Raw genomic sequence first — 22,185 nt, 5'->3', positions numbered from 1 at the left:
TCCCTATGTGACGCATGTCATTGACTTTGAAGGCTACGGCCTTTTATAACTATAGCTGTACTACATATTATAAATTCCTTTCGGAGGTGTTTCATGTTTAAGGCTCAAAGAGGAGAAAAAGGTTTCACCCTGATCGAGTTGCTGATCGTTATCGCCATCATAGGCATCCTGGCCGCCATAGCCATACCCGCCTACACGGGTTACACGAAGAAGGCAAAGGTGGGAGAGGTCGTCCATGCCATGGGCGCCCTTAAGAACGCGATATCGGTCTACTACTCCGAAGCAGGCTCCACACAGGACGCGTCGGTGGCCCAGGGCGATGCCTCGGGCGGAACATTGAAGACGCTTTATGGGGTTGATGTTCCGACGGGAAGAGCGGGATTCACTTACACTGCCGCCACTAGGGTAATTGACGCAACATTTGCAAATATCGGAAGCGGCGTCGATACGAAGCACCTAACCCTGACAGGCCAACCGGATTATAAAACCTGGAACTGGGGTGGTGATGTCGATAATGCCTACAAACCGAAGTAAGCGCTTATGAGCCAGAGGGGGGCATAACGCCCCCCTCGCTTTTCTTCATCGAAGGGGAGGTTTTCATGTTCGTGTGTAATTGTGGTAGAAATGAGGTTTCCCCGGAACCGCCTTCGGGTCCATCCCCATCCAAAACGTTCAGGAGAGACAGGGACCGCGCATGCACGTATTAATCGCCATAGGCTTTATCCTTCTCGGCGCCGTCATAGGCAGCTTTCTCAATGTCTGCATATATCGCCTCCCGAGGGAGCGGTCGATCGTGAGTCCCCCATCCGCCTGTCCCGAGTGCGGGAAGCCGATCAGGTTCTACGATAACATACCGGTCCTGAGCTACCTCCTTCTTAAGGGAAAGTGCCGGGATTGCGGGGCACCCATCTCGGCCCGTTACCCCATGGTCGAAGCCGTCACCGCCGCGTTCTTTTTTCTCCTGTACATGAAACTCGGCCTCACGTTAGAAACGGTGGTCTTCCTTCTCTTCGTCTCCGCCCTCATCGCCATATCCTTTATAGACCTCGAACTCAGGATCATTCCGGACGTCCTCAGTATAGGCGGCGTGATCGTGGGCTTTCTCTTCTCTCTCGCGAGACCCTTCTTCCGCGATATGGACCCTAAATTCGGCATCCTCGATTCCCTTTACGGCATATTGCTTGGCGGGGGCATTCTCTTCGGGATTGCCTGGACCTATCAATTACTTACCAAGCGCGAAGGCATGGGCGGAGGCGACATAAAGCTCCTCGCCATGATCGGGGCGTTCTGCGGGATGAAAGGGGTAGTCTTCAGCCTCATGGCAGGCTCGATCCTCGGGACCGCGGTAGGCGTGCCCCTCATGCTCGTGAAAGGGAAAGACGGAAAGTACGCTATACCTTTCGGCCCTTTTCTCTCCCTGGGCGCTCTTGTCTACGTCTATGCCGGCGACCGGATTATAGACCCTTTCCTGAGGTTCCTGGAGAGCACATGAAAAGAGGGCGCCCGGCATGGATATCGATCCTGCTCCTGTTATTCGGCCCTCTCCTCTGGGCCAATGTGGGTCTTGTCAGTGCCGCAATGAACGATTACTGTAGCGTGCCGCCCTTCGTGATGACCGCGGTGACGCCCAGCGTCTCGATTGTGATGGACTTTTCCGGGAGCATGCAGTTTCCCGCATACCTGCCGTGCAGCTGGCAGGGTTATACCAACAAGACGGGGAGATGCTGGGACGGCTCTCACCCCATAGCGGGCGGGGCAGACTATGTACCCACCGGTTCCTATTACGGGTACTTCGACAACACGAAATATTACCAGTACGATGGGACGAACAACTATTTCAAGATAAACAGCTCATGCACCAACACCAACAAGATAGGGCAATCGGGCTGTATATCGGGCAATCTCCTCAACTGGGTGACCTCCACGAGAGTCGATGTGGCGCGTAAGGCAATGACGGGCGGCAGGACAGGGGGAAGCGACGCCTACCTCAATGGTGAGGGCGCGCAGATCAAATATCATAATATCGACGCGACAAACGGCCTCCACTGCTCCTTCAGGTTTGATCACAGCGATACCAACAGTCCCAATACGCGCCGCCTCACTATCGAGAATATCTCCGGCCAGCCATCATGTGCCGTGGGCACCCTGTCTTCCGCCGAGGTCCAGGTCAAGGTGGAATCAGGCTCGGTGACAGGCATAGTGGATAATTTTTATAACAAGGTCAATTTTGAATTTATCTATTTTAATTCCGACAATAAAGGGGTTGTTCCGACGGGCGGCGTGAAGGGGGCGACCCTCGCCAACCTCAAGAGCGCCATCAATACCCAGATCCCCTATAACGGCACTCCCACCGGTGAGGCGCTCTGGGAGGCTTATGACCTATACAGGCAAAGTAACGATCATGCTTATGTAAATAACAGCGGCGCCACCGCAAAGGGTGATTGCACCAAGGACCCCTATTACGACTGCTCCGGTTCATCTTCAATCGCCATACCTTGCAGAAAAGGCTTCGTTCTCCTCCTCTCCGATGGGGCCTGGAACGGCGACGTGGACCCGGTGATCGCGGCAAGGAGCATTCGGCGCGGCGACCTGAGGAGCGACACGGGCCTCTCGTCAAACCAGTATGTTACAGTGTACACCATATATACTTTCGGCGATCTCGATCCGGGAGTAAAGGCCCAGGGAAGGACGGCCCTTATTACCACCGCCATCTTCGGGGGATATGATTATACGTCTACCGATACGTGGCCTTATCCGTTCACGGGGTTCACGGCCGGCCTGACCAGCGATTGCGGCTCCGCCTTTGACAATTCGCAGAAGTCGAATATTACCGATGTGGGCTCGAACACCTGGTGTAACAGCAGGGCGGTTAATTTCGGGGCTGCTCCGAACAATTACCCCCTTTCACAGTGCAACCCATCGGGCACGTGGAACGACAAGTGCAAAGGATGGGACCCGAAAAAGACAGGCCTTCCCTATAATTTCTTCGAAGCCGATGACGGGGCCCAACTGGAGACATCGATCACCAATGCCCTGGCCGATATGGTGAGCCGGGTCTCTTCCGGAACCGCGGCATCCGTGCTTGCCTCGAGCGAAGGGAGCGGGGCGAATATCCTGCAGGCCATCTTCTATCCCAAGAGGTCCTTCGGCACTACCGAGATAGGATGGACCGGGGAGATGCAGAACCTCTGGTATTACATCGACCCTTTTCTCCAGGGCAGCAATATACGGGAGGATACGGACGAAAACAAGAAGCTGGACCTGGACAGCGATCGTGTAATCGAATTCTTCTTCGATTCCGATGATAATCAGGTGAAGGCGAACCGGCTTACCACCGCGGGCACCCTCGTCGATACCATCAAATTGGAAGAGATAAAGAATTTATGGGAGGCGGGACACAGCCTCTGGTCGAGGACCGACGCCCGGACCATCCATACGACACTCGACGGCGATACCTTTACCGATTTTTCCCTAACCACCGCCGGAGCCTCTTCAGCCTTCAGGTCTTATATTCAGGCTTCGGGCGCGGACGAGACGGCGAGGATCGCAGACGCGCAAAAGATAGTAAATTATATCCACGGGGTGGACCAGACCGGTTACAGGAACAGGACGGTTGCCATAGGGGCGGCCTCCCACGTGTGGAAATTGGGAGACATAATAGACTCGACCCCCAGGGCCCAGACCTCCTCTGCCCTCAACAGCTACCATTTGCAGCCCCCGAACGGGTACCAGGATGGGAGCTATGCAAGGTTCGTGAATTCGACGGGCTATAGATCCAGGGGCATGGCGTACGTGGGCGCAAACGACGGGATGCTCCATGCCTTCAGGATAGGCACCCTTCTTCAACAATGGACAGGCCAGGGGAGCTCGGAAAAGGCCTATCTCAGCGGCGCGGATCTGGGCAAAGAGGAGTGGGCTTATATTCCGAAAAATGCGCTACCCTACCTGAAGTACCTCGCCGACCCGAACTATTGTCACCTTTATTATGTGGACGCGCCCAATTTCCTGGTCGATGCGAGCGTAGGGGCAAAAGGGGACGGGGATATTTCCGGGAGCGACAAACCCCTGGACGGCAGCACCTGGAGGACCGTGCTTATCGGGGGCAGCGGCTTAGGCGGGGCCTGCAGAACGACCTGCTCGACCACTGAATGCGTGCAGACCCCGGTGAGCGGCGTAGGGCTTTCTTCCTATTTCGCCATTGATGTGACCGATCCCGCAAGCCCGGTCCTTTTGTGGGAATATTCTCACGAATCCTTAGGTTTCGCCACCTCCGGGCCCGCTATTGTAAGGATAGGCCCTTCCTCGAAAAACGGAAAATGGTTCGTGGTCTTCGGCTCCGGCCCCACGGGGCCGATCGATACGACATATCACGAGTTCCTCGGCAAATCGGACCAGACTCTGAAATTATTCGTCCTCGATCTGAAGACCGGCCTTCCTTATGCTTTCTCGGGAAACCCTTATAGCGAGACCGGGATTCCGAATGCCTTCGCCGGGTCTCTCTATAACGGGGCATTTGACGCAGAGAGAGGCGCTCCGCGTTCGAGCGGCCACTACCAGGATGACGCGGTCTATGTGGGCTATACGAAAAAATGTACCGGATTGGGATCCCCTTCCGTCCCCTGCGTCACAGGCACATGGACCGATGGAGGGGTATTGAGGGTACTGACCCAGGAAGACCCCAATCCTGCTTCGTGGAGCGTGAGTACCCTGATCGACGGTATAGGTCCCGTGACCACTGCCGTCACGAAGCTTCAGAACAGGAGCGCAAACACCTTGTGGCTCTATTTCGGCACGGGCCGGTTCTTTTACAAGAGGGGATCCGAGCTCGACGACCAGACCGGCCAGAGAAGGCTTTACGGGGTGAAAGAGCCGTGTTATAGCACGTCCAACAGCATGACTATCACCTGCACCGGCGCCGCGGGCACCCTTACCGATCAATCGTCGGATTCGCCTGCTGCGACCCTGGCGTCCACATCGGGCGGCTGGTTCGTGAACCTCGACGTGACCGCCTCGGTCACCGCGGAACGGGTGATTACGGACCCCCTGGCCGTATTCAGCGGCGTCGTATTCTTCACTACCTTCGCACCGTCGGCAGACGCATGCACAATGGGGGGAAACACGTATCTCTGGGCCCTCAATTACAATTCAGGGGGCGCCGCTACCCTTCCGGGAGGCAAGGCCCTCCTCCAGGTGTCCACGGGAGAGATAAAACAGGTGAGACTGTCGGAAGTCTATACCCAACGCGGCAATAGAAGGAGTGCCGCGTTGGTCGGGGTCCCGCCCAAGGGGCAGGGGCTTTCCGTGCTCGTGGGGCCGAGGCCCACGAAGAAAATACTTCAAGTCCAGGAAAAATGAACCGTTCGGGCTTTTCCCTGTTGGAGGTGTTGACGGCGGTCGCGATCGCGGGCATTATTGCGGGTCTCGGCACGGTCAGTTTTGTCGGGTGGAGGGCGAAGCATGAAATAGACAATGAGATCCGACAGGCCTATGTCGATCTCATGAACGTCAGAATGATGGCGGTGGGAAAAAATATGGCCCACTTCGTATCGTTGGGGGCAAATCAGATGAGGGTGTACCAGGATTCGAACGGGAACGGCACACTGAATACGGCCTCCGACGGAATTCTCTGCCTCTGGGATAAGCCCACTGCCCAGGTAGCGGACGGGCTCTGCCCCAACAGTCAGTCAACCTCCGTGAAGAATTTTCCTCGTCCCGTCAGGTGGGGTGGGGATTCCACCATACGGTTCGATTCGAGGGGGCTTTCCGCAGGCGACCAGACGGTGTGCATCGATTATTCCCTGACGCCTCAGACGAGCCCATCCTACGATTGCGTCGACCTGTCCCGGACGAGAGTGAGCGTCGGAAAACTGGCCGATCCTCTCGGAGCGTGCAACAGTGCGAACTGCCAAACTAAAAAATAAGGGGTTTACCCTGGTAGAAGTAATGGTGGCCATGCTGATACTATTTATCGGTATGATGGCCCTCCTTTGGGCCCTTACGGCCGCGGTGGAGCATAACCTCAAGAACCAGATGACCGACGAGGCGGTAAGGCTTGGGGAGGACCGGATGAATATATTGAGGGGCATGGATATTGCAGCTCTTGCAAGTGGTAATGCGACGGTGGTGCGACGCTTCAGGAACACGGACGTGCCGTTCAACGTGACATGGACCGTGCAAAACCTCTCGGCGAGCAACAGCCGTGCCGTGCGGATCTCGGTGACCTGGAGCTGGAAGGGCACGGGCCATCAGCACGTCGTCACCTCGATTATGAGCAGGGACCTATGAAACGGACAGTCTCCTTCATCGCAAAGGAAGAAGGGGCGAGCCTCGTAGAGCTGCTCGTCGCGATGGCCATCGTGATCATAGTGGTAACCATGAATACAGGGACTATTGACATGATCGTAAAGCAGTCAAGACAACAGACCCAGTCGGTCGCGAGCGCCATGGACAGGCTCGTGGGGCTCGAGATGCTTCGTGCCGATGCGGAGCTCGCGGGATTCGGGCTGCCATGGTCTTTTCAGGGCGCGATCAGTTACAGTGAGGCGGCAGGCGCCTCTCAGGGCGCGTATAACGACTCCCCCTCTAATCCTCCCCGCCCTGTTCTGACCGGCAACAATACGGGCTATAACGGATCTGACTACCTCGTCATAAAATCGACAGCAGTCGGATTCAGCGATACATCGCAGAAGTGGAGTCATTTGAGCAACGGCAGCGCTGCCGCCCGCATGTGGGGGACAGCAAAAGACCTTGCCGTGAACGAGCGGGTAGTCGTCATATGGCCAAGCGCTTCGGGAGGGTTTGACCGACAGCTGGTGATGAACGGGACGGCCTTCTCTACCTCCGTATCCGATTCCGCCGGGACCATACCTGTCAATTTCCGGCCCCCCTCGTCAGCGGCCTCATATATAGTGTACGGTGTCGACCCTGCCGCAAATTTGCGGATGCCTTTCAACCGGGCCGATTATTACGTGGCAAGGCCGGACCCCATGCCCCAGGGCTGCGCCCCCGGTACGGGAATACTTTATAAGAGTACGGTGAGCCATACCGACGGGAGTACGGCGAATCCTCTTCCTCTTCTCGATTGCGTGGCCGACATGCAGGTCGTGTTCAGGCTCGACGCCAATCTGGACGGTATCATAGATACCGAATCGAATAATATCTCGGCCCTCACGGCCCAAAATGTCAGGCAACAGGTGAAAGAGATGAGGATATATATTCTGAGCCATGAGGGCGAGCGGGATGGGATGTTCTCCTACCAGGGCGGCTCTACTGTAACGGTCGGCGAGTTCGGTCTCGGCAGGAACATCGACCTTTCCGTTATCGCGGGTAGCGGGTGGCGGAATTACCGGTGGAAATTAAGCAGCCTGGTGATCAGAACCAAGAATATCTTGAATTAGGAGGATGCACGAAAGCATATCACCCATACAAAGGAGCGGCCCTGATAGCGGTCACGGCCCTCATTGTGGCGGGTTCATTCATGGTTGCCGCGGTGTACTATTTCATGCACCGGGGGACACAGGTGACCGGCCTGGAGAAAAGATATCAGACTGCCCGGGAGGCATCTTTCGGCGGCATGGACGTATTTACCCGGGAAATAGTTCCCCGGGCGATAAGCGGCGTCGACCTCTCGACCGTGGTGACGGGCTTTTCAGCCATCACGAACGCCCAGGTCCAAAAGAGGGCCTCCCTGACGGACACCTGCTTCAGAAGCAAGCTCCTCACCTCCACATCGGTCTGGGATGCGAGCTGCGGTGGAAGCGACCTCGACGCCAAGGCAAACCCGGATATCACCTTCACCCTCGCAGGCGCAAGCAGCGGCCAGTCCTACAGTGTCTTCACGAAGATAGTGGATACCGTCGCGGGCAATTCCGACCGGAGCGGGGTTACCCTGGAGGGCCAGGGGACTGCGGAGACCCAGACCGGAATGATCTCGGTGCAGCATTTTCCCTATATGTACCGGATCGAGGTCCGTGGAGAAAAAACAAACAGCCCGGAAGAGAAGGCGGGGCTTACGGTCCTCTATGCCTACTGACATGGAGAGCGTGCCATGCGACCGGAAGGGCGAGAAATCGAAGAGTCTCATCCTTACCGGCTTTCTTCTTCTATTCATAATCTCCATCGGCGCCTGCGGACGATCGGAAAGAGCGGCTCCGGTCTCGTCGGAAACCATACCGGTAAAGGGGCAGGAGGAGACGCAATCGGGCGACCGGGGGATCAAAGATATCGAAGAAGAAACATTTCTCACGGAGGGCGTGAAAAAAGCGAAGCTTCTCCCTCACACCGAGGAAGGGAAGGACACCCTCATTGTGGAGGTCCCCCGCAGCCCCGGCAGAATCACGCTCGGTTTTCTTTGGACGATTAACGGTAAATCCGCAGGAGAGGGAAAGAGCCTTTCCTGCTTCAGGAGGGGTGACAGGGTCAGTGTAAGGATCACCCCCTTTGACGGAAAAAAGGCCGGACAGTCAAGGACACTCGAAACGGAGATTAAGAATACGACCCCGAGGATAGTCTCCCTCACCGAGGCCGGCGCCGGGGAGAGCCGCCTCTCCTTTAAAGCGGTGGCCGAGGACCGTGACGGAGACCCCATCACTTTTTCCCTCCTATCTCCCCTGCCGGGTATGACCATCGACCCTCAAAGCGGCGTGATCGAGTGGTCCTCCGAGGCTGCGGGCAAAGAGGACGTTACCATCACGGTTAAAGTCATCGACGGACAGGGAGGGGAGTCGGTGCATCCCTTTAAAATGGACGCCGGGAAGGGCTCGAAGTGATAAGGGGACTCGATGGGGCGCTTGTGGCGGGCATCGAAGATCACTCACGGGAAGGGTCCGTAATAAGCGGCCTTCTCGCCTTCGCCACCTTTTGTCTGGTCCCTTTTCTCGGAGGGAACCACCTCGCCCTGTTTTACGTGAACATCGACCGGTTCTGGATCGATGGGTTATTCGCCTTCCTTCTCATTCTCTCCCTTACGGCGCTGCGCCTCGAAGGGAAAGGAAGCCCGCGAGCTTTCCTGGGGTTCGCAAAGTATTTCCTGCCTTTGCTCATATTGCATGGAATCGGGGTTTTCTATTCATGGAACAGGTTCAATGCCATCCTCAGTCTCGAGACCCTGATTTGGGCGGCGGGGGCGGTATACCTGTATCTCCTGGTTCCCCGGAAAGAGATCTGCCTGGCGGGTCTTGTGGCGGGGGCAGCCGGATGCGGCATTTCCGCGGCGCTTCAGCACCTCATGCTTTTTCCGAATCTCACCGGCGTATTTCAGCAAGGCATGTACGCCCATGTGCTGAGAGAGCAGTCCTCGATCCCTTTTTCTTCCTATCTCCACCACAATATGCTCGGCGGATATCTGGCTTTCCTCTTCCCTCTAGCCCTTTACTTCGTAATCGCCGGAAGAGGCGTGATCAGGAACTCGGCGGCCGTGGCGGCCTCAGGGCTTATTGTCACGGGAGCAGTCTTGAGCTCGTCCCGTATTTCGCTCGCCCTTCTTGTCCTGTGCCTCGCCTTCGCGTTGCTCATGGTGCTCTTTGAACGCAACAAGGCAGGGGCAATAAAACTCTGCGCGGTGGCAGGTCTTGCACTCATAATCACCTTCACTTTGCTCCATGAAGGCGGGAATAAGAGGGGAGGAGGAGTACAGGATATTATAGCCTCCAAGGCGAAGAGCGCGACAAAAGACTTTTCCACGCTCAATACGAGGACCGACATATGGAAAAACGGATTGAAGGCCCTTTCCCACGCACCCGTCTTCGGATTCGGTCCGGGGGCGTTTGAGTACGGGTATAGAAAATACTTTGACGGGGGTTCGTATACGACCGTCGCCCATAGTGTGATAGTGAAGACTCTTGTGGAGACGGGCGCTGTGGGGCTTTTCTGTTTTTTCTTCTATCTTTTCGGTTTTTGCCGGGCTGTTCGCTCGGCAGGGGCGGGGCTCCTCGATTTCTTTCTTCTCATAACCGCATGTTGCGGCTTCCTCTTCAGCCTCGTCGACTTTTCATTTGACGTTACGTCCCATGTAATCACATTCTTTGTGCTCACCTCCCATTTCTTCGGGGAAGGGGGCTCACGGGAGATGACCGCGGCATCGTCTGTCCGCGGAGGCCGCGTCATGGGGCCCGCGGTGTTCGGCGTCATAATGTTGACCCTCCTGGGTTCCTTTCTCTTCCACAATAAGGTAGACATGATGAAGAGGGATATGGAGCAGGGTGACCTGTTCAAAGAAAACTCGTTTCCCGTCAAGGCCCTCATCGCGTACAGGGATGCCATGGAAAGCATGCCTCTGAGCGAGGAGCCGTACCTGAGAGCGGTGTCGCTGCTCACCTCGATGACCGCGGATAAGAAAAATGAGGGCAATCGCAAGGAGATGGAAGAGGAGTTGCGGGGATATATCCGCAGCCTCGACAATGGCCACGACAGAAACGGAGAGAAATATTTCGTCCTGGGGCAGGCATATGCCGGTCTTGGCGAGAGAGGGAAAGGGGATGATTACTTCAGAACAGCCCAGCTCCTTTATCCGGCATCGCCTCTTTATGCATTCGAGACCGGCGCCTTTTACTTCTCCAACGGGGAATTGGACAAGGCAGCCGCGCGTATCCGCGAGTTCGGTCCCTATGTTCCGAAATTCAGGACACCCCACAACCCGAGGGGAATCTTCATTTATAAGATACATGACCTGGAGGCGTCCATCGAATTTGCGAAGGGAAACCGCGAAGGGGCGCTTCGGATAGCCCGTGATAACCTGAAAGACGGGAAGGAAGAGGTCTACGTGATAACCAGCTCCCGTTCCCGGCGCTACGTCGCCAGGGAGGATTTCCTCAGATATCTCGAGGAGCGGGTCCGGTTTTACGAAAATAATTGAGTACAGGAACGTAATCTGTGTTAATAAATCTGGAGTGGTCATGGAGTCGGTTGCATACAGAATGAGGCGGTTCGTCGACATTATCCTGGTCCTCATTCAAAAGGACCTGAAGGTACGATATAAAAGCACTTTCCTGGGATATCTCTGGTCCGTCGGGCATCCCCTTGCCTTTGCCCTCGTCTTTTTTGTCGCCTTCAGAATTGTGATGAAGGTCGAGGTGGAAGATTACATCCTCTTTCTCATCTCCGGTCTCTTCCCGTGGCAGTGGTTCAGTAACTCCCTGCAGGCCGCGCCCAACGTGTTCCTCTCGAATGCATCTATCATCAAGAAGACCAGTTTCCCCAGGGACATGCTCCCCTTTGCGCTCGTCTTGCAGGATATGGTGCAATATATACTGTCGATTCCGGTGGTCATCCTCTTCCTCTTCTTCTACGGAAAACATCCATATATATCCTGGGTTTATGGTATTCCCCTTCTTCTTGCAACCCAGTTCGTCCTTACTTACGCCCTTTGTCTCATGGTCTCCTCCCTCAATCTTTTCTTCCGGGACCTGGAAAGGCTGACCTCTATCGCCTTGACCCTTGTCTTCTATTTCACCCCCATAATTTATCCGGAGACCATGGTGCCCGAGCGGTTCCGGGACCTCTTAACCCTGAACCCCCTGGCGCCCCTGATGGTGAGTTGGCGCCGGCTCTTCATGCATGGAGGGCTCGAATTGTTTTACATCTTCGTGAGCCTGGGGTACGCCTTTGCATTTCTCGGACTGTCCTATCTCATCTACAGACGGCTTTCATGGCGTTTTGCGGAGGTATTATGACGGGACCGGTCATAACTTTCGATAAAGTGAGCAAGAGCTATCCCCTTTACCACCATTTCACGGGGGGCCTCAAGAACCTTCTCTTTCATCTCGGGAAGGGCCTTCAGTCATTAAAGAGCGCCAAATACCAGGCGATCCGGGATATCTCCTTTGATGTGCACAAAGGAGAGGTGCTCGGAATCGTGGGGCCGAACGGGGCGGGCAAGAGTACTATCCTCGGTCTTATCGCGGGTGTATTGAGGCCGAATCGAGGACAGGTCCTTGTGCGGGGACGGGTGTCGCCCCTTCTCGAGCTGGGCGCGGGCTTCCATCCCGAGCTGACGGGGAGGGAGAATATCATGCTCAAAGGCGTGCTCATGGGTCTCGGGCGCAAGGAAATCCGGAGCAGGATGGATGAGGTGATCGCTTTCTCAGAGCTCGAAGAATTCATCGATCAGCCCATCCGGACCTATTCGAGCGGAATGCTTGCGAGACTGGGGTTCTCGGTAGTCTCTCATCTCGACCCGGACATCCTTCTCATCGATGAGATCCTCGCGGTCGGGGATCAGGACTTCCAAAAAAAATGCCTCGAACGAATGGAGGCTTTCAAACGGAGCGGCGTCTCCATGGTATTTGTATCCCATTCCCGCCAAAACATAGAGCGGATCTGCAGCCGCGTGCTATGGATCGAAAATCATACGGTGAAGATGATCGGCGAAACGGAAGACGTGATGAATGCGTACGGGGCCTAGAAATACCTTGTGGAGCGGACCGCATGCATCATACGGGGGGAAGACCGGTTTCAACTACCCCTATAGATCAAGGAGCTCAGAGAATGGATAAATGCGTGTATGATCAATCCCTTGGTATTCATGTGCGTAGGGACTCGCCTTTCCTCGATTATAAAGACGGCAGCGAGGAGTATGTCGGAAGGGTCCTGCGCAATCTTGATAACATGGAGGGCTACCCGGTAGATCTCCAGGGATATATAAAAGATTGGCCGTCCCAATACCACCTCTCCTACCAGCGAACCAATCTGCTCGAAGCCATATCCGAATTATTCAATAAGGAATGGAATGTGCTGGAGATAGGGGCGGGAAACGGCGCATTGACGCCCTGGCTCAGCGAGAGATTCAATAATGTCGACTCCATAGAGGGTTCGCTTGAGAGGGCGAAGAACGTACGCCTGCGCAGCAGGAAGGCTGCAAATGTAAGGGTCTTTGCGGGCGATGTGACTGCCATGAACCTCTCGGGTAAATACGGACTACTCAGTGTCGTCGGTGTACTTGAATATATCCCCTATTACAATCCCACGCAAAGGCCGGCCGATGTATGCAGGGACTTTCTGGGAAAACTTGCGGCGTCGGTAGCAGATGAGGGAGTGGCGCTTTTTGCCGTGGAGAATAAACTGGGTGCAAAATATCTGGCCGGGTGTGCCGAGGATCACAACGGAAAACTATTTTCCGGAATTATGGATTATCCGGACCATTCCGCCCTGACCTTCAGCCGCAACGAGCTGGAGGAGATGCTTAGGAATGCGGGTTTTGGTTACGTGCAGTTTTATCACCTTTTCCCCGATTACAAAATGCCGACTACCATAATCAGGGAGGACCCTCGCGTGACCGACATCGGCGTGACAGGATTTGTGCGGGGTCTTTTCGAGGATCGGACCGGGGGGAGGGAGTTCTGTTTCCATGATACCCTGTTCATCCACTCCCTCGAAAAAGCCGGGCTCATGGATCATTTTGCCAACTCTTTTCTTGTTCTTTGTGCAAAAAAGGAGTCGGTGAATCTCAAGACGGATTTTCTCATCAGGAAGTTCTGGAATCGGGAGACTACCAAGCCGGATCTTCACCATTCTATAACCGTTACAGGTGAAAAAGATCATTATAAAGTGACGAGGGCGCCGCTAAAGGGGGGCGTCACACACGGCACTTTCGGCAACGCCCTATTCCGGCTCGACGGGGAGCAGCCATTTCTCCCCGGAAACCCGTTGATCATCGAGGCATACAAGGCAGCGATTTCCGGCAATTCAAGGGAGAGACTGGTCGTGCTCCTCAGGGAGCTCATGGGGAATTTGACCACACATTTTTCCGTTGAAGGAGAAGAGGGAAGCGATTACCCTCTCGTATCGGGGGATGGAATCGATTATTGCTTCTGGAACCTCGTAAGAGAGGAGAGCGGTGATTTGCAGTTCATAGACCGGAAATGGAGTACCCGCAATCCGATTCCCATTGATTTCGTTCTCTTCAGGAACCTCTATTATCTCTTTCAGGACGTCTATCCCTTCGTCACGGCCCGCCGTCTTTCCGATTTTGCCGTACCTCTTTTGCAGGCCTTCTTTCCCCGGTATACGAAATCGCGCTTTTCGGAGCATCTTGAGAGGGAGGCCCGTTTTCAAAGCGACACGAGGACCGCGCCTGTCGACTTCTTCGATGTGGAGGGAGGGGAATTCGCGGGGGTACCCCTCACCAACCTCAAGGCCCAACTGCAGGAAAAAGAGAAATATCTTTCCGAGATTACCTCGGGCAGGGGTTGGAGACTCCTCAGCGTCTACTACAGAATGAAAGCCAGGATCACGGGGCAGACGAGGAAAGCACGAAAAGCCGGCTGATGATCTATCTATTTCAAATATGATTGAATTAAGCGTAATCATCGCAACATACAATCGCGTCCGACTCCTGCCGCGTCTCCTTGATTCGTGGCGGCGTGTGATGAACAGCACCCCCCATTCTTTTGAGCTCATATTCTCGGACGACGGCTCTGGCGATGAAACTGCGGCGGTGCTGGAGGCGATACGGGACCTTCCCATCACCCTCCTGCGCAACTCCCACGAAGGGGTCTCCCACGCAAGAAATAAGGCGATAGCCCATGCCCGGGGAAGGCTTCTCCTGTTTTCCGGGGATGACATTTTTCCCGAACCCGACTGCCTGGACCGCCATATCGATGCGTCGCTAAGGGCAGGGCCGAATACTGCAATACTGGGCAGGATCGAATGGCACCCGGAGCTGGGGAAGAGCCATCTCATGAAACATATCACGGAGATCGGATGCGAGCAGTTTGCCTTTCCCCGTCTCACGCCGCGGGAACCGGTCAATTTCCAGCATTTCTACACATCGAATATCAGTATTGAGAGGGAATTTCTCCTCTCCTGCGGAGGCCTTTTCAGCCATCAGTTTCACAAATTGAATTACGAAGATATCGAGCTCGGCTATCGCCTGAGCAAAAAAGGGCTTAAAATCGTGTACCACCCCGACGCCCTCGCATACCACTATCATCCTTATTCAGTGCCGGCGTTTTGCATGAGACAGGCGAATGCGGGGGAGATGGCGAATGTGCTTGAAAAGCTTCACCCGGAACTGGAGGGTCTCCTGGAGATCATGCAGATCCGTCGCAGGTTCGATCGCTTCGCCGGGCGAGCCGGAAACAGGACACTTCTTCACCCGAAGAATAATTCATACCGTCTTGCTGAGATAGCCGCTCTTTGTGAGAGGGTGGAAAGGCATCCCCAGGGGAAGGACCGGGATATTCTGTTGTCATCGGTCTATTTCGCCCTTTTCCGCGCCTATTATGAATTAGGTGTCCTGAAAGGCATGGGCCTCGAGGAACCGGGGCTTTTGGAGGATTTTCTCAGGTTCTCCTATTTCCCCTGGAGTTTCGTGTGGGATTACCGAACCCCGCGCATTAAGATCTATGACCTGAAGGCCGTGAGCCGGAATTTTTCAACCATCACCGACTTCACACCACTCACGGAAGCAACCGGGGAAGTTGCTTTGGCGGGAGGGGCCCTCACCGATTGCCTTCGCCCGGCCCCCTGCGGGCGGCAGGAGCGGGACGAGGGGATTGCCGCGAGAGGAATGGTGCGGCTTCTCTGTTATGGGAGGGGCTGTTCCAGGGCAATGCGAGGATTGGTGAAGCAGAAGAGAATGGGCATAAAGAGACGACTCACCTCTTTGACGCATCGTCACGCCCGGCCTGTGTGCCTTGCCATTCGCCTTCCCGAAATGCCTCTCCCGAAAGAAATCGACCGCTTTCTCGCGCTTTTCGGAATCAATCATCGTTTCATCATCGGAGACACGCGTTACAGGGCGAGAAGGGACGGAATTCTCGAGAAAGAGTCCCAGCCCCCGGAGGAGACAGGGAGAATTTACATGTACGCCCCCCGCTCCTGGGGCACCATGCTCGAGAGATGGCAGCTTCAGGCGGTGCTTCTCTCGCTTTACATGGGCAGCCCGGGCTTCCTCCTGGTATCGAGAAGCCTTGAAGCATACCCCGCCGTCGGGCTGAGGGATATAGGAGATCAGATTTTCTTCTCTTCCTCCCTGGGCTCCTCCCTTGAGGAATTTCTGCAAAGAAGGGCAGGGGGAAGACTTATGAGGCTCCCACCGGCACCGCCGGATGGAAGGCTTATAAATTTCGAGACCGATTCTTTCATGAAAGGTAAGATCAAAACGACCCCAGTGCGCCCCATGGCGGTCCTCTCGTCCGGCAAGGCAGCCGGGGGAGGGGCTGGTTTCATGCCCCCTTTCAGAAAAAAGAAGAAGCTCATATTCGTGCTGCCCACTTTTCTGGCGGTCGGGGGAGTAGAGAGGAACACTATAGAGGTAATAACGCAATCGCGGGATTCCTATGATTTTGTGATCATCAATTTCGAGCCTCTGAACCCCTCCCTGGGAAGCCTTCACCATCAGTTCGGTCCCGAGGTGGAGGGTATCTACGATTTACCCGAGATTACGGGGAGAGGGGAATTCATACCCGCACTCCGTAATCTCAGAGCGGTATATGATCCGGACCTTGTGTGGATATGCAACGGCTCACCCTGGCTTCACCGGAACCTGACGAAGGTGAGAAGCCTCTTTGAAGATATTCCCATCGTCGACCAGCAGGTATATGACACCGGCGAGGGATGGATAAATATATTCCATGAAAGGGGGATCCACTCTTTCGATCGGTTTATCGCGATCAACAGCAAGATCCGGGATGCCTTCGTCGATGTCTATCACATTGAAAAAGAGAAGATAGACCTTATTTACCATGCCATCGATCTGAAGAGGATCGAGGAGGCGACTGAAAAACGTGAGGAGGCCCGCTCGATTTCGGAAAAACACAGACTCCCGCCCGATAAAAAGCTTTTCCTTTTTATAGGAAGAATGACTCCCCAAAAACGGCCCCTCGATTTCCTTCAATTCGCGGAAGGGGAGCAGGCCCTCGGTAATGAAGGCGACCATTTCGTCATGATCGGCGACGGCGAGTTATCGGGCACGGTAAAAGACTTCATCCGGGAGAGAGTCCTTTCCAATGTAACGTATATACCATTTATAGAAAATCCGATGGAGATCATGGCAGTTGCCGGAGGCCTGATCATTCTCTCTCAATATGAGGGCTTGCCGATCGCGATGCTTGAGGCCCTCGCCATGGGCCTGCCCGTCCTCTCTACCGATGTGGGGGACGTGAGATTAGTTCTTGAAGAGTATAATTCCGGGATGGTAATCGACAAAACCGGTGATATTGAAGAAATTCAACACAGATTCAAGGCGTGGAAAAGGGACCTCGAATTCTTCTCCGAAAGGGCAAGGGAGGGGGCGAAGCATGTACGGGAGCGCTTCTCGGGCAGGAGCGTAGCCATGCATTATGGGGATACATGGAAGAGGGCCATGGAACAAAAGGGGAGGGCGGTTCAATGATCCCCGGGCTCTGCTCGATAATCGTACCAAGCTATAATCATGAAGATTACGTTTCTTCGGCCATTCAAAGCGCCCTTGATCAAACCTACGATAATGTGGAAGTCATCGTGGTGGACGACGGGTCGAAGGACCGCTCAGTGGAGAGAATAAGGCAGGTAAGGGACGAGAGGATTACCCTCCATGTTCAGGAGAACAGGGGCGCCCATGATGCCATAAATAGAGGTCTTGCCCTGGCCAGGGGAGAATATCTCGCCATTCTCAACTCGGATGATATGTACGAGAAGGAGAGGATAGAAAAGAGTCTTAAGCAGCTCACGCCCCACGGGAATGCCGAGTTTGCGTCATCCTGGATCAGGCTCGTAGACAGAAAAGGAATGACTGTGGGGATAAAAAGAGGCTGGCAAAACATGGAGCCATGGGCAATTGAGCGACCTGATAAAAGCTTTCGGGCAACCGACGATGCGGCCCTTAACCTGGTCATGGGGAACTATATCGCCACGACGAGTAATTTTGTGATGCACAGGAGCGTATATGAAACCGTGGGTGAGATGAGAGATCTCAGATTCGTCCATGATTGGGATTATGCACTCAGGGTCATCCGTGCGCACAGATGCGTTGTTCTGGAAGAGCCTCTTCTCCTTTATCGTATTCACGATCGAAATACCATATCATCGAATCGTCGATCAATGCTCTTCGAAATATGCTGGATCTGGGCCGCCCACATGAGATTTTACGAAGGGGATCACCTGTTTCGCAACCAGGGGGGCATTGGGGTGCTCAAGGACTTGGAGATGCTCTACGGATCGATCAATTTGCAGGGGAACGATAAGCTCTTCTGGGTCCTGAGGTCATGCTTCGAATCGCTGAGGAAGAATGGTATGTCAAATCCCGAAGAGCTTGTCTTAGGCGATCCCGTGCTGAGAGGGGGGCTGATCGGGATGGTGCGGGATGAGCCGGCCCTCCCTGACACGGTACTCGCACGAATCCGCCGTCTTTTGCGCAAATGGCGCAGTCGAACAGGCAAACCTCATGGTTAGCCTCATTGTACTCAATTTCAATGGCGAGGGGCTTACCGTAAGATGTCTGGAGGCACTGGAAACACAGACTTTTATTGATTTTGAGTTGATCCTGGTCGATAACGACTCCTCCGACAATTCCCGTGCCGAGATTGACTCCTTTATTCGGGAGCGCCCGCTCGGCCGCTCCTGCAGGGTAGTTCGCCTCGGAGAGAATCTCGGTTTTTCCGGAGGCAACGCGGAAGGACTCCGGCACGCGAAAGGGAAGTATATCGCCCTTCTCAATAACGACACGGAGCCCTGCGGCGAGTGGCTGGCTGAGCTATGCAAGGCCATGGACCAAGACCCCGAGGTGGGGATCTGTGCATCAAAACTGGTCTCCCACCAGACGCATCTGATAGACAGCGCCGGAGACGGATATACGAGGGCTCTCAGGGGGTTTAAGCGGGGAGAAGGCGAGGCGCCGGAGCAGTTCGACCAGAAGGGCAGAGTCTTCGGCGCGTGCGCAGGCGCTGCGCTGTACCGGAGGGAAATGATAGACTCTATAGGTCTTTTTGATGAAGATTTCTTTCTGATCCATGAAGATACGGACCTCAACCTCAGGGCCAAGCTCGCGGGTTGGAAAGCGGTTTTCGTGCCCACCGCCACAGTGATCCACAAAGTAACCGCCTCGATCGGATATATGAGTGATATCCAGGTCTATTACACCTTAAGAAACGCTGAATTCGTGCGAATGAAAAATATCCCTCTTTCCGTGCTCGCAGTCTGCTTTCCGGCCTTTGTGTGCGGGATAATCTCCGAGTTTGCATTCTTCGTGCTGAAACATGGGCGTGGGATCATCTATTTGAAGGCGAAGAGGGATGCCCTTAAGGCCCTTCCCCACATGCTCGAGAAGCGAAGGCGGATCATGTCCGCCAGAAAGGTCGGTAGCAGGGAGCTTCTCTCGGAGATGACATCCCTTTGGGACGTGAGGTTTTTGAAGGCAAAATGGAGGAAGCTCCTCCATGGTTAGTGTCATTATTCCCACCTATAATGCCATGCCCGCCATCGAGCGACTCATCTCGAGCCTCAAAACCCAGACCGCTGCCTGTGAAATTATCGTCATCGATTCGTCATCATCCGATGAGACGGCCCGGGCGGCGGAATCATGTGGTGCAAGGGTAATAACGGTCCCGAAACAAAGCTTTAACCACGGAGGCACTCGAAACCTTGCGGCCATGCAATCCAGGGGGGATATTACCGTATTCCTTACCCAGGATGCCCTTCCGTGCGATGACAGGTGCATAGAGCACCTGATAGAGCCGCTCCGGGACCCTCGTATAGCTGCGTCTTACGGCAGGCAGATCCCGAGAGGCGACGCGAAGCCTACGGAAGCATTCGCCAGAAATTATAATTATCCTGAATCGGGCTCGCTGAGATGCTGGGATGACGTTGAAGAGTTGGGCATCAAGGCCTTTTTCTTCAGCAACGTCTGCTCGGCAATAAGGGGAAAGGAATTCCAGGAGCTGGGAGGATTTCCCGATAAGTTGATCATGTTCGAAGACATGCTCTACGCGGCGAATCTCCTCAAATCGGGATACTCCATCGCCTACGCACCCGGGGCAAGGGTGGTCCATTCCCACGACTACAGCTGGGCAGGCCAATTCGGACGATATGCCCGGGCCGGGCTCTCCTTTTCGTGCCATCCATGGCTCGCGCCTTACGCTCGAGGACGAAGGGAGGGGTTGAGGTTTTTGGACGAAGAGATCCGTCACCTCCTCAGCAAGGGCATGTATTTCTGGGGCCTCTATGCCCTTGGCGAGGCATTTTTCAAGTACGGGGGTTATTACCTCGGCCTGAGGCACGGACGGGTCCTTAAAAAAGTAGCCAAATGGACGGGGAGACATCTGAATGCGTAGCCATAAGGGCAACACCCTTATTCTTTTTATCTTTGACCTCCTGCTTATCGACCTGTGCATTTTGGGCGCCTTTATTGCGAGGTCGGCCTCCCAGGAGTATCTCGGGCTCGTCCCTCTCGGTCATGGTCTTTCGCTCTACCTGTTGGATAAGGCCTGGATCCCTCCGGTAATTGCTGCCGCACTGGCATACCGCGGCAGTTACGGCACGGTTATGACGGTGTGGGATGAGCTTCTCCTGTTACTCAAAGGCCTCTTTATATCTTTTCTCGTGGTATGGGTCATACTCTCCCTTCAAAAGGAAGCGGAAGCGGTTTCCAGGATCGTCATCACTTTGAGTTTTATTTTTATGGCTTTTCTCATTCCCCTCGGCAGGATGGGAATGAAATTTATGCTCTATAAGATTTTCGGCCGGAGGAGACAGGCATCTCTCTTCGAGCGCAGAAGAGGGGACCGGATGAACGCCCTGAAAGACTCGCTCAATAAAGAATGGTACTCCGGCTACGCAATCGTGAACAACCTCTACCTTGATTCCCTTAAAGGCCGGATAGATACCTGCTTCGTCCCCATGGAATATGCCGATGAGGAGACCGTCAAAGCCCTGAAACACAAGGTGGACAATATGATCCTTGTATCGAGTATCTCGGGCCTTTCATTTATGAATACCGAGATACGCACCTTCCTCACAAAGAATATCGCTCTTATCACCACAAATAACGGCCTTCTCTCACGAAGAAGGGTGGTTATCAAAAGGATTACTGACGTCCTTTTGTCTGCGGCGGGACTCATTTTGTTCCTCCCCTTCTTCCTCCTCATTCCCATACTCATAAAAATTGATTCCAGGGGACCCGTCTTCTTCGTGCAAAGACGATGCGGTATAAATCTTGCACAGTTCAAGATGATTAAGTACAGGACCATGAAGGCGGGTGGTGAGGCTGCCTTCGAGGAGTATCTGAATGGGAATGAGCAGGCCCTTAAGGATTTGAAAGAAAGGAATAAATTGAAAGCCGATCCCAGGGTAACCAGGATAGGCAGAATTCTTCGCAGAACGTCATTGGACGAACTCCCTCAGTTCCTGAACGTCATGAAGGGCGATATGTCTCTTGTGGGACCCAGACCCGATCTGGAGGGGGCCCTCGAGGAATTCAGGGACTCTTACCGGATGATCTACTCCAGGACAAAACCGGGAATGACGGGCCTCTGGCAGGTGAGCGGCAGGAGCGATACCAAGTATGCGGAACGGGTGAAGCTGGATTATTTATATGTGCTCAACTGGTCTATCTGGCTCGACGTCATCATCATGTTGAAAACAGTCCGTGCCATTTTTGGAGGCAAGGGTGCATATTGAAGGTAGCCTGAAGTGACATATGTCATTGACTCGAAAAGCGATTCCCTGATATTTTGGATGAATGTATATCCCATGGAAAGACCATTTTGCGGCACAAGAGCATCACTTTCCGGATAAGTTGAAAATCATTGTCCGGTTACATGTCAAAATGGTGACGGAGAGAAGATAATCGGCATGACTTCCGACTTGTTGAATAAACTTGGCTTGACCAAAAGTAACGAGCTTATAGGGGTGGATATCGGGACCACGTCCATCAAGATCTGCGTGCTCAGGCACGGCAAAGACGGGTTCAGGCTTCAAAAAGCCGCGGCAAAGTCATTTGAAGAAAATCTTTTGAACGACGGCAATATCGTAAATGAAAGTCTCCTGGCACAGGAGCTGAAACAGCTTGTCCATGAAAATGGCGTCAAATCCCGGGATGCGGCGTGCGCCCTTTCCAGCTACAGTGTCATTGCGAAGAGGGTAAGCGTGCCCTTTCTGGACGAAGATGCCCTGGACAACACCATGAGCCTGGAAGTCGAGACGGTGATCCCTTTCAGCCTGAAAGATATCTACTACAGCTATTATGTGGTAGGCGGCGACAGAGAGCGTGAG

The 22,185-nt window shown here is 54.3% G+C and carries 18 protein-coding genes; all 18 read left to right on the top strand.

Annotated features, from left to right (window positions below; all coding sequences use genetic code 11):
• Positions 1–93 precede the first annotated feature (93 nt).
• Positions 94–534, top strand: a complete 441-nt coding sequence (locus VGJ94_14010) for a pilin (protein ID HEY3277728.1) — start codon at positions 94–96, stop codon at positions 532–534.
• A 160-nt stretch (positions 535–694) separates the two neighbouring features.
• A complete protein-coding gene (locus VGJ94_14005; protein ID HEY3277727.1) occupies positions 695–1,492 on the top strand; it encodes a prepilin peptidase in 798 nt (265 codons plus the stop codon).
• Positions 1,489–5,355, top strand: a complete 3,867-nt coding sequence (locus tag VGJ94_14000) for a PilC/PilY family type IV pilus protein (protein ID HEY3277726.1) — start codon at positions 1,489–1,491, stop codon at positions 5,353–5,355. The genes VGJ94_14005 and VGJ94_14000 overlap by 4 nt, the downstream gene beginning before the upstream one ends.
• The gene (locus VGJ94_13995; GenBank protein HEY3277725.1) at positions 5,352–5,921 is read left to right on the top strand and encodes a type II secretion system protein; all 570 of its coding nucleotides are present in this window, start codon (positions 5,352–5,354) and stop codon (positions 5,919–5,921) included. The genes VGJ94_14000 and VGJ94_13995 overlap by 4 nt, the downstream gene beginning before the upstream one ends.
• A complete protein-coding gene (locus VGJ94_13990; protein HEY3277724.1) occupies positions 5,896–6,285 on the top strand; it encodes a prepilin-type N-terminal cleavage/methylation domain-containing protein in 390 nt (129 codons plus the stop codon). The genes VGJ94_13995 and VGJ94_13990 overlap by 26 nt, the downstream gene beginning before the upstream one ends.
• Positions 6,282–7,397: a hypothetical protein gene (locus VGJ94_13985; protein ID HEY3277723.1), complete on the top strand. Its 1,116-nt coding sequence runs from the start codon at positions 6,282–6,284 to the stop codon at positions 7,395–7,397. The genes VGJ94_13990 and VGJ94_13985 overlap by 4 nt, the downstream gene beginning before the upstream one ends.
• Positions 7,349–8,032, top strand: coding sequence for a hypothetical protein (locus VGJ94_13980; protein HEY3277722.1), 684 nt, complete (start codon positions 7,349–7,351; stop codon positions 8,030–8,032). The genes VGJ94_13985 and VGJ94_13980 overlap by 49 nt, the downstream gene beginning before the upstream one ends.
• A complete protein-coding gene (locus VGJ94_13975; GenBank protein ID HEY3277721.1) occupies positions 8,022–8,768 on the top strand; it encodes a hypothetical protein in 747 nt (248 codons plus the stop codon). The genes VGJ94_13980 and VGJ94_13975 overlap by 11 nt, the downstream gene beginning before the upstream one ends.
• Positions 8,765–10,852, top strand: coding sequence for an O-antigen ligase family protein (locus VGJ94_13970; protein ID HEY3277720.1), 2,088 nt, complete (start codon positions 8,765–8,767; stop codon positions 10,850–10,852). Before VGJ94_13975 ends, VGJ94_13970 begins: the two co-directional genes overlap by 4 nt.
• Positions 10,853–10,892: 40 nt before the next feature.
• On the top strand, positions 10,893–11,669 hold the full coding sequence (locus tag VGJ94_13965) for an ABC transporter permease (GenBank protein ID HEY3277719.1): 777 nt from the start codon (positions 10,893–10,895) through the stop codon (positions 11,667–11,669).
• Positions 11,666–12,400, top strand: coding sequence for an ABC transporter ATP-binding protein (locus tag VGJ94_13960; protein HEY3277718.1), 735 nt, complete (start codon positions 11,666–11,668; stop codon positions 12,398–12,400). Before VGJ94_13965 ends, VGJ94_13960 begins: the two co-directional genes overlap by 4 nt.
• Before the next feature lie 83 nt (positions 12,401–12,483).
• The gene (locus VGJ94_13955; protein HEY3277717.1) at positions 12,484–14,262 is read left to right on the top strand and encodes a methyltransferase domain-containing protein; all 1,779 of its coding nucleotides are present in this window, start codon (positions 12,484–12,486) and stop codon (positions 14,260–14,262) included.
• A 19-nt stretch (positions 14,263–14,281) separates the two neighbouring features.
• On the top strand, positions 14,282–17,332 hold the full coding sequence (locus VGJ94_13950) for a glycosyltransferase (protein ID HEY3277716.1): 3,051 nt from the start codon (positions 14,282–14,284) through the stop codon (positions 17,330–17,332).
• The gene (locus VGJ94_13945; GenBank protein HEY3277715.1) at positions 17,329–18,369 is read left to right on the top strand and encodes a glycosyltransferase; all 1,041 of its coding nucleotides are present in this window, start codon (positions 17,329–17,331) and stop codon (positions 18,367–18,369) included. The genes VGJ94_13950 and VGJ94_13945 overlap by 4 nt, the downstream gene beginning before the upstream one ends.
• Positions 18,362–19,360, top strand: a complete 999-nt coding sequence (locus tag VGJ94_13940; GenBank protein HEY3277714.1) for a glycosyltransferase family 2 protein — start codon at positions 18,362–18,364, stop codon at positions 19,358–19,360. Before VGJ94_13945 ends, VGJ94_13940 begins: the two co-directional genes overlap by 8 nt.
• Positions 19,353–20,246, top strand: a complete 894-nt coding sequence (locus tag VGJ94_13935; protein HEY3277713.1) for a glycosyltransferase — start codon at positions 19,353–19,355, stop codon at positions 20,244–20,246. The genes VGJ94_13940 and VGJ94_13935 overlap by 8 nt, the downstream gene beginning before the upstream one ends.
• Entirely contained in the window at positions 20,239–21,591 is a 1,353-nt protein-coding gene (locus VGJ94_13930) for an exopolysaccharide biosynthesis polyprenyl glycosylphosphotransferase (protein ID HEY3277712.1), read from the top strand. Before VGJ94_13935 ends, VGJ94_13930 begins: the two co-directional genes overlap by 8 nt.
• A 174-nt stretch (positions 21,592–21,765) precedes the next feature.
• Positions 21,766–22,185 (top strand): pilus assembly protein PilM (gene pilM, locus VGJ94_13925; GenBank protein HEY3277711.1); only part of this gene is annotated, 420 nt, incomplete at its 3' end.

The sequence above is a fragment of the Syntrophorhabdaceae bacterium genome (genome assembly GCA_036504895.1).
In the GTDB taxonomy this organism is placed as follows: Bacteria; Desulfobacterota; Syntrophorhabdia; order Syntrophorhabdales; family Syntrophorhabdaceae; genus PNOM01.
The sequence above is the reverse complement of the archived record's forward strand: the minus strand, read 5'-3'. Positions and strand labels throughout refer to the sequence as shown.

Excerpts from the sequence above, each read along its gene's own strand:
- VGJ94_13935 (HEY3277713.1), top strand. The coding sequence starts at position 19,353 with ATGGTTAGTGTCATTATTCCCACCTATAATGCCATGCCCGCCATCGAG.
- VGJ94_14010 (HEY3277728.1), top strand. The coding sequence starts at position 94 with ATGTTTAAGGCTCAAAGAGGAGAAAAAGGTTTCACCCTGATCGAGTTG.
- VGJ94_13940 (HEY3277714.1), top strand. The coding sequence starts at position 18,362 with ATGGTTAGCCTCATTGTACTCAATTTCAATGGCGAGGGGCTTACCGTA.
- VGJ94_13995 (HEY3277725.1), top strand. The coding sequence starts at position 5,352 with ATGAACCGTTCGGGCTTTTCCCTGTTGGAGGTGTTGACGGCGGTCGCG.
- VGJ94_14000 (HEY3277726.1), top strand. The coding sequence starts at position 1,489 with ATGAAAAGAGGGCGCCCGGCATGGATATCGATCCTGCTCCTGTTATTC.
- VGJ94_13985 (HEY3277723.1), top strand. The coding sequence starts at position 6,282 with ATGAAACGGACAGTCTCCTTCATCGCAAAGGAAGAAGGGGCGAGCCTC.
- VGJ94_14005 (HEY3277727.1), top strand. The coding sequence starts at position 695 with ATGCACGTATTAATCGCCATAGGCTTTATCCTTCTCGGCGCCGTCATA.
- VGJ94_13965 (HEY3277719.1), top strand. The coding sequence starts at position 10,893 with ATGGAGTCGGTTGCATACAGAATGAGGCGGTTCGTCGACATTATCCTG.
- VGJ94_13945 (HEY3277715.1), top strand. The coding sequence starts at position 17,329 with ATGATCCCCGGGCTCTGCTCGATAATCGTACCAAGCTATAATCATGAA.
- VGJ94_13930 (HEY3277712.1), top strand. The coding sequence starts at position 20,239 with ATGCGTAGCCATAAGGGCAACACCCTTATTCTTTTTATCTTTGACCTC.
- VGJ94_13975 (HEY3277721.1), top strand. The coding sequence starts at position 8,022 with ATGCCTACTGACATGGAGAGCGTGCCATGCGACCGGAAGGGCGAGAAA.
- VGJ94_13950 (HEY3277716.1), top strand. The coding sequence starts at position 14,282 with ATGATTGAATTAAGCGTAATCATCGCAACATACAATCGCGTCCGACTC.
- VGJ94_13960 (HEY3277718.1), top strand. The coding sequence starts at position 11,666 with ATGACGGGACCGGTCATAACTTTCGATAAAGTGAGCAAGAGCTATCCC.
- VGJ94_13955 (HEY3277717.1), top strand. The coding sequence starts at position 12,484 with ATGGATAAATGCGTGTATGATCAATCCCTTGGTATTCATGTGCGTAGG.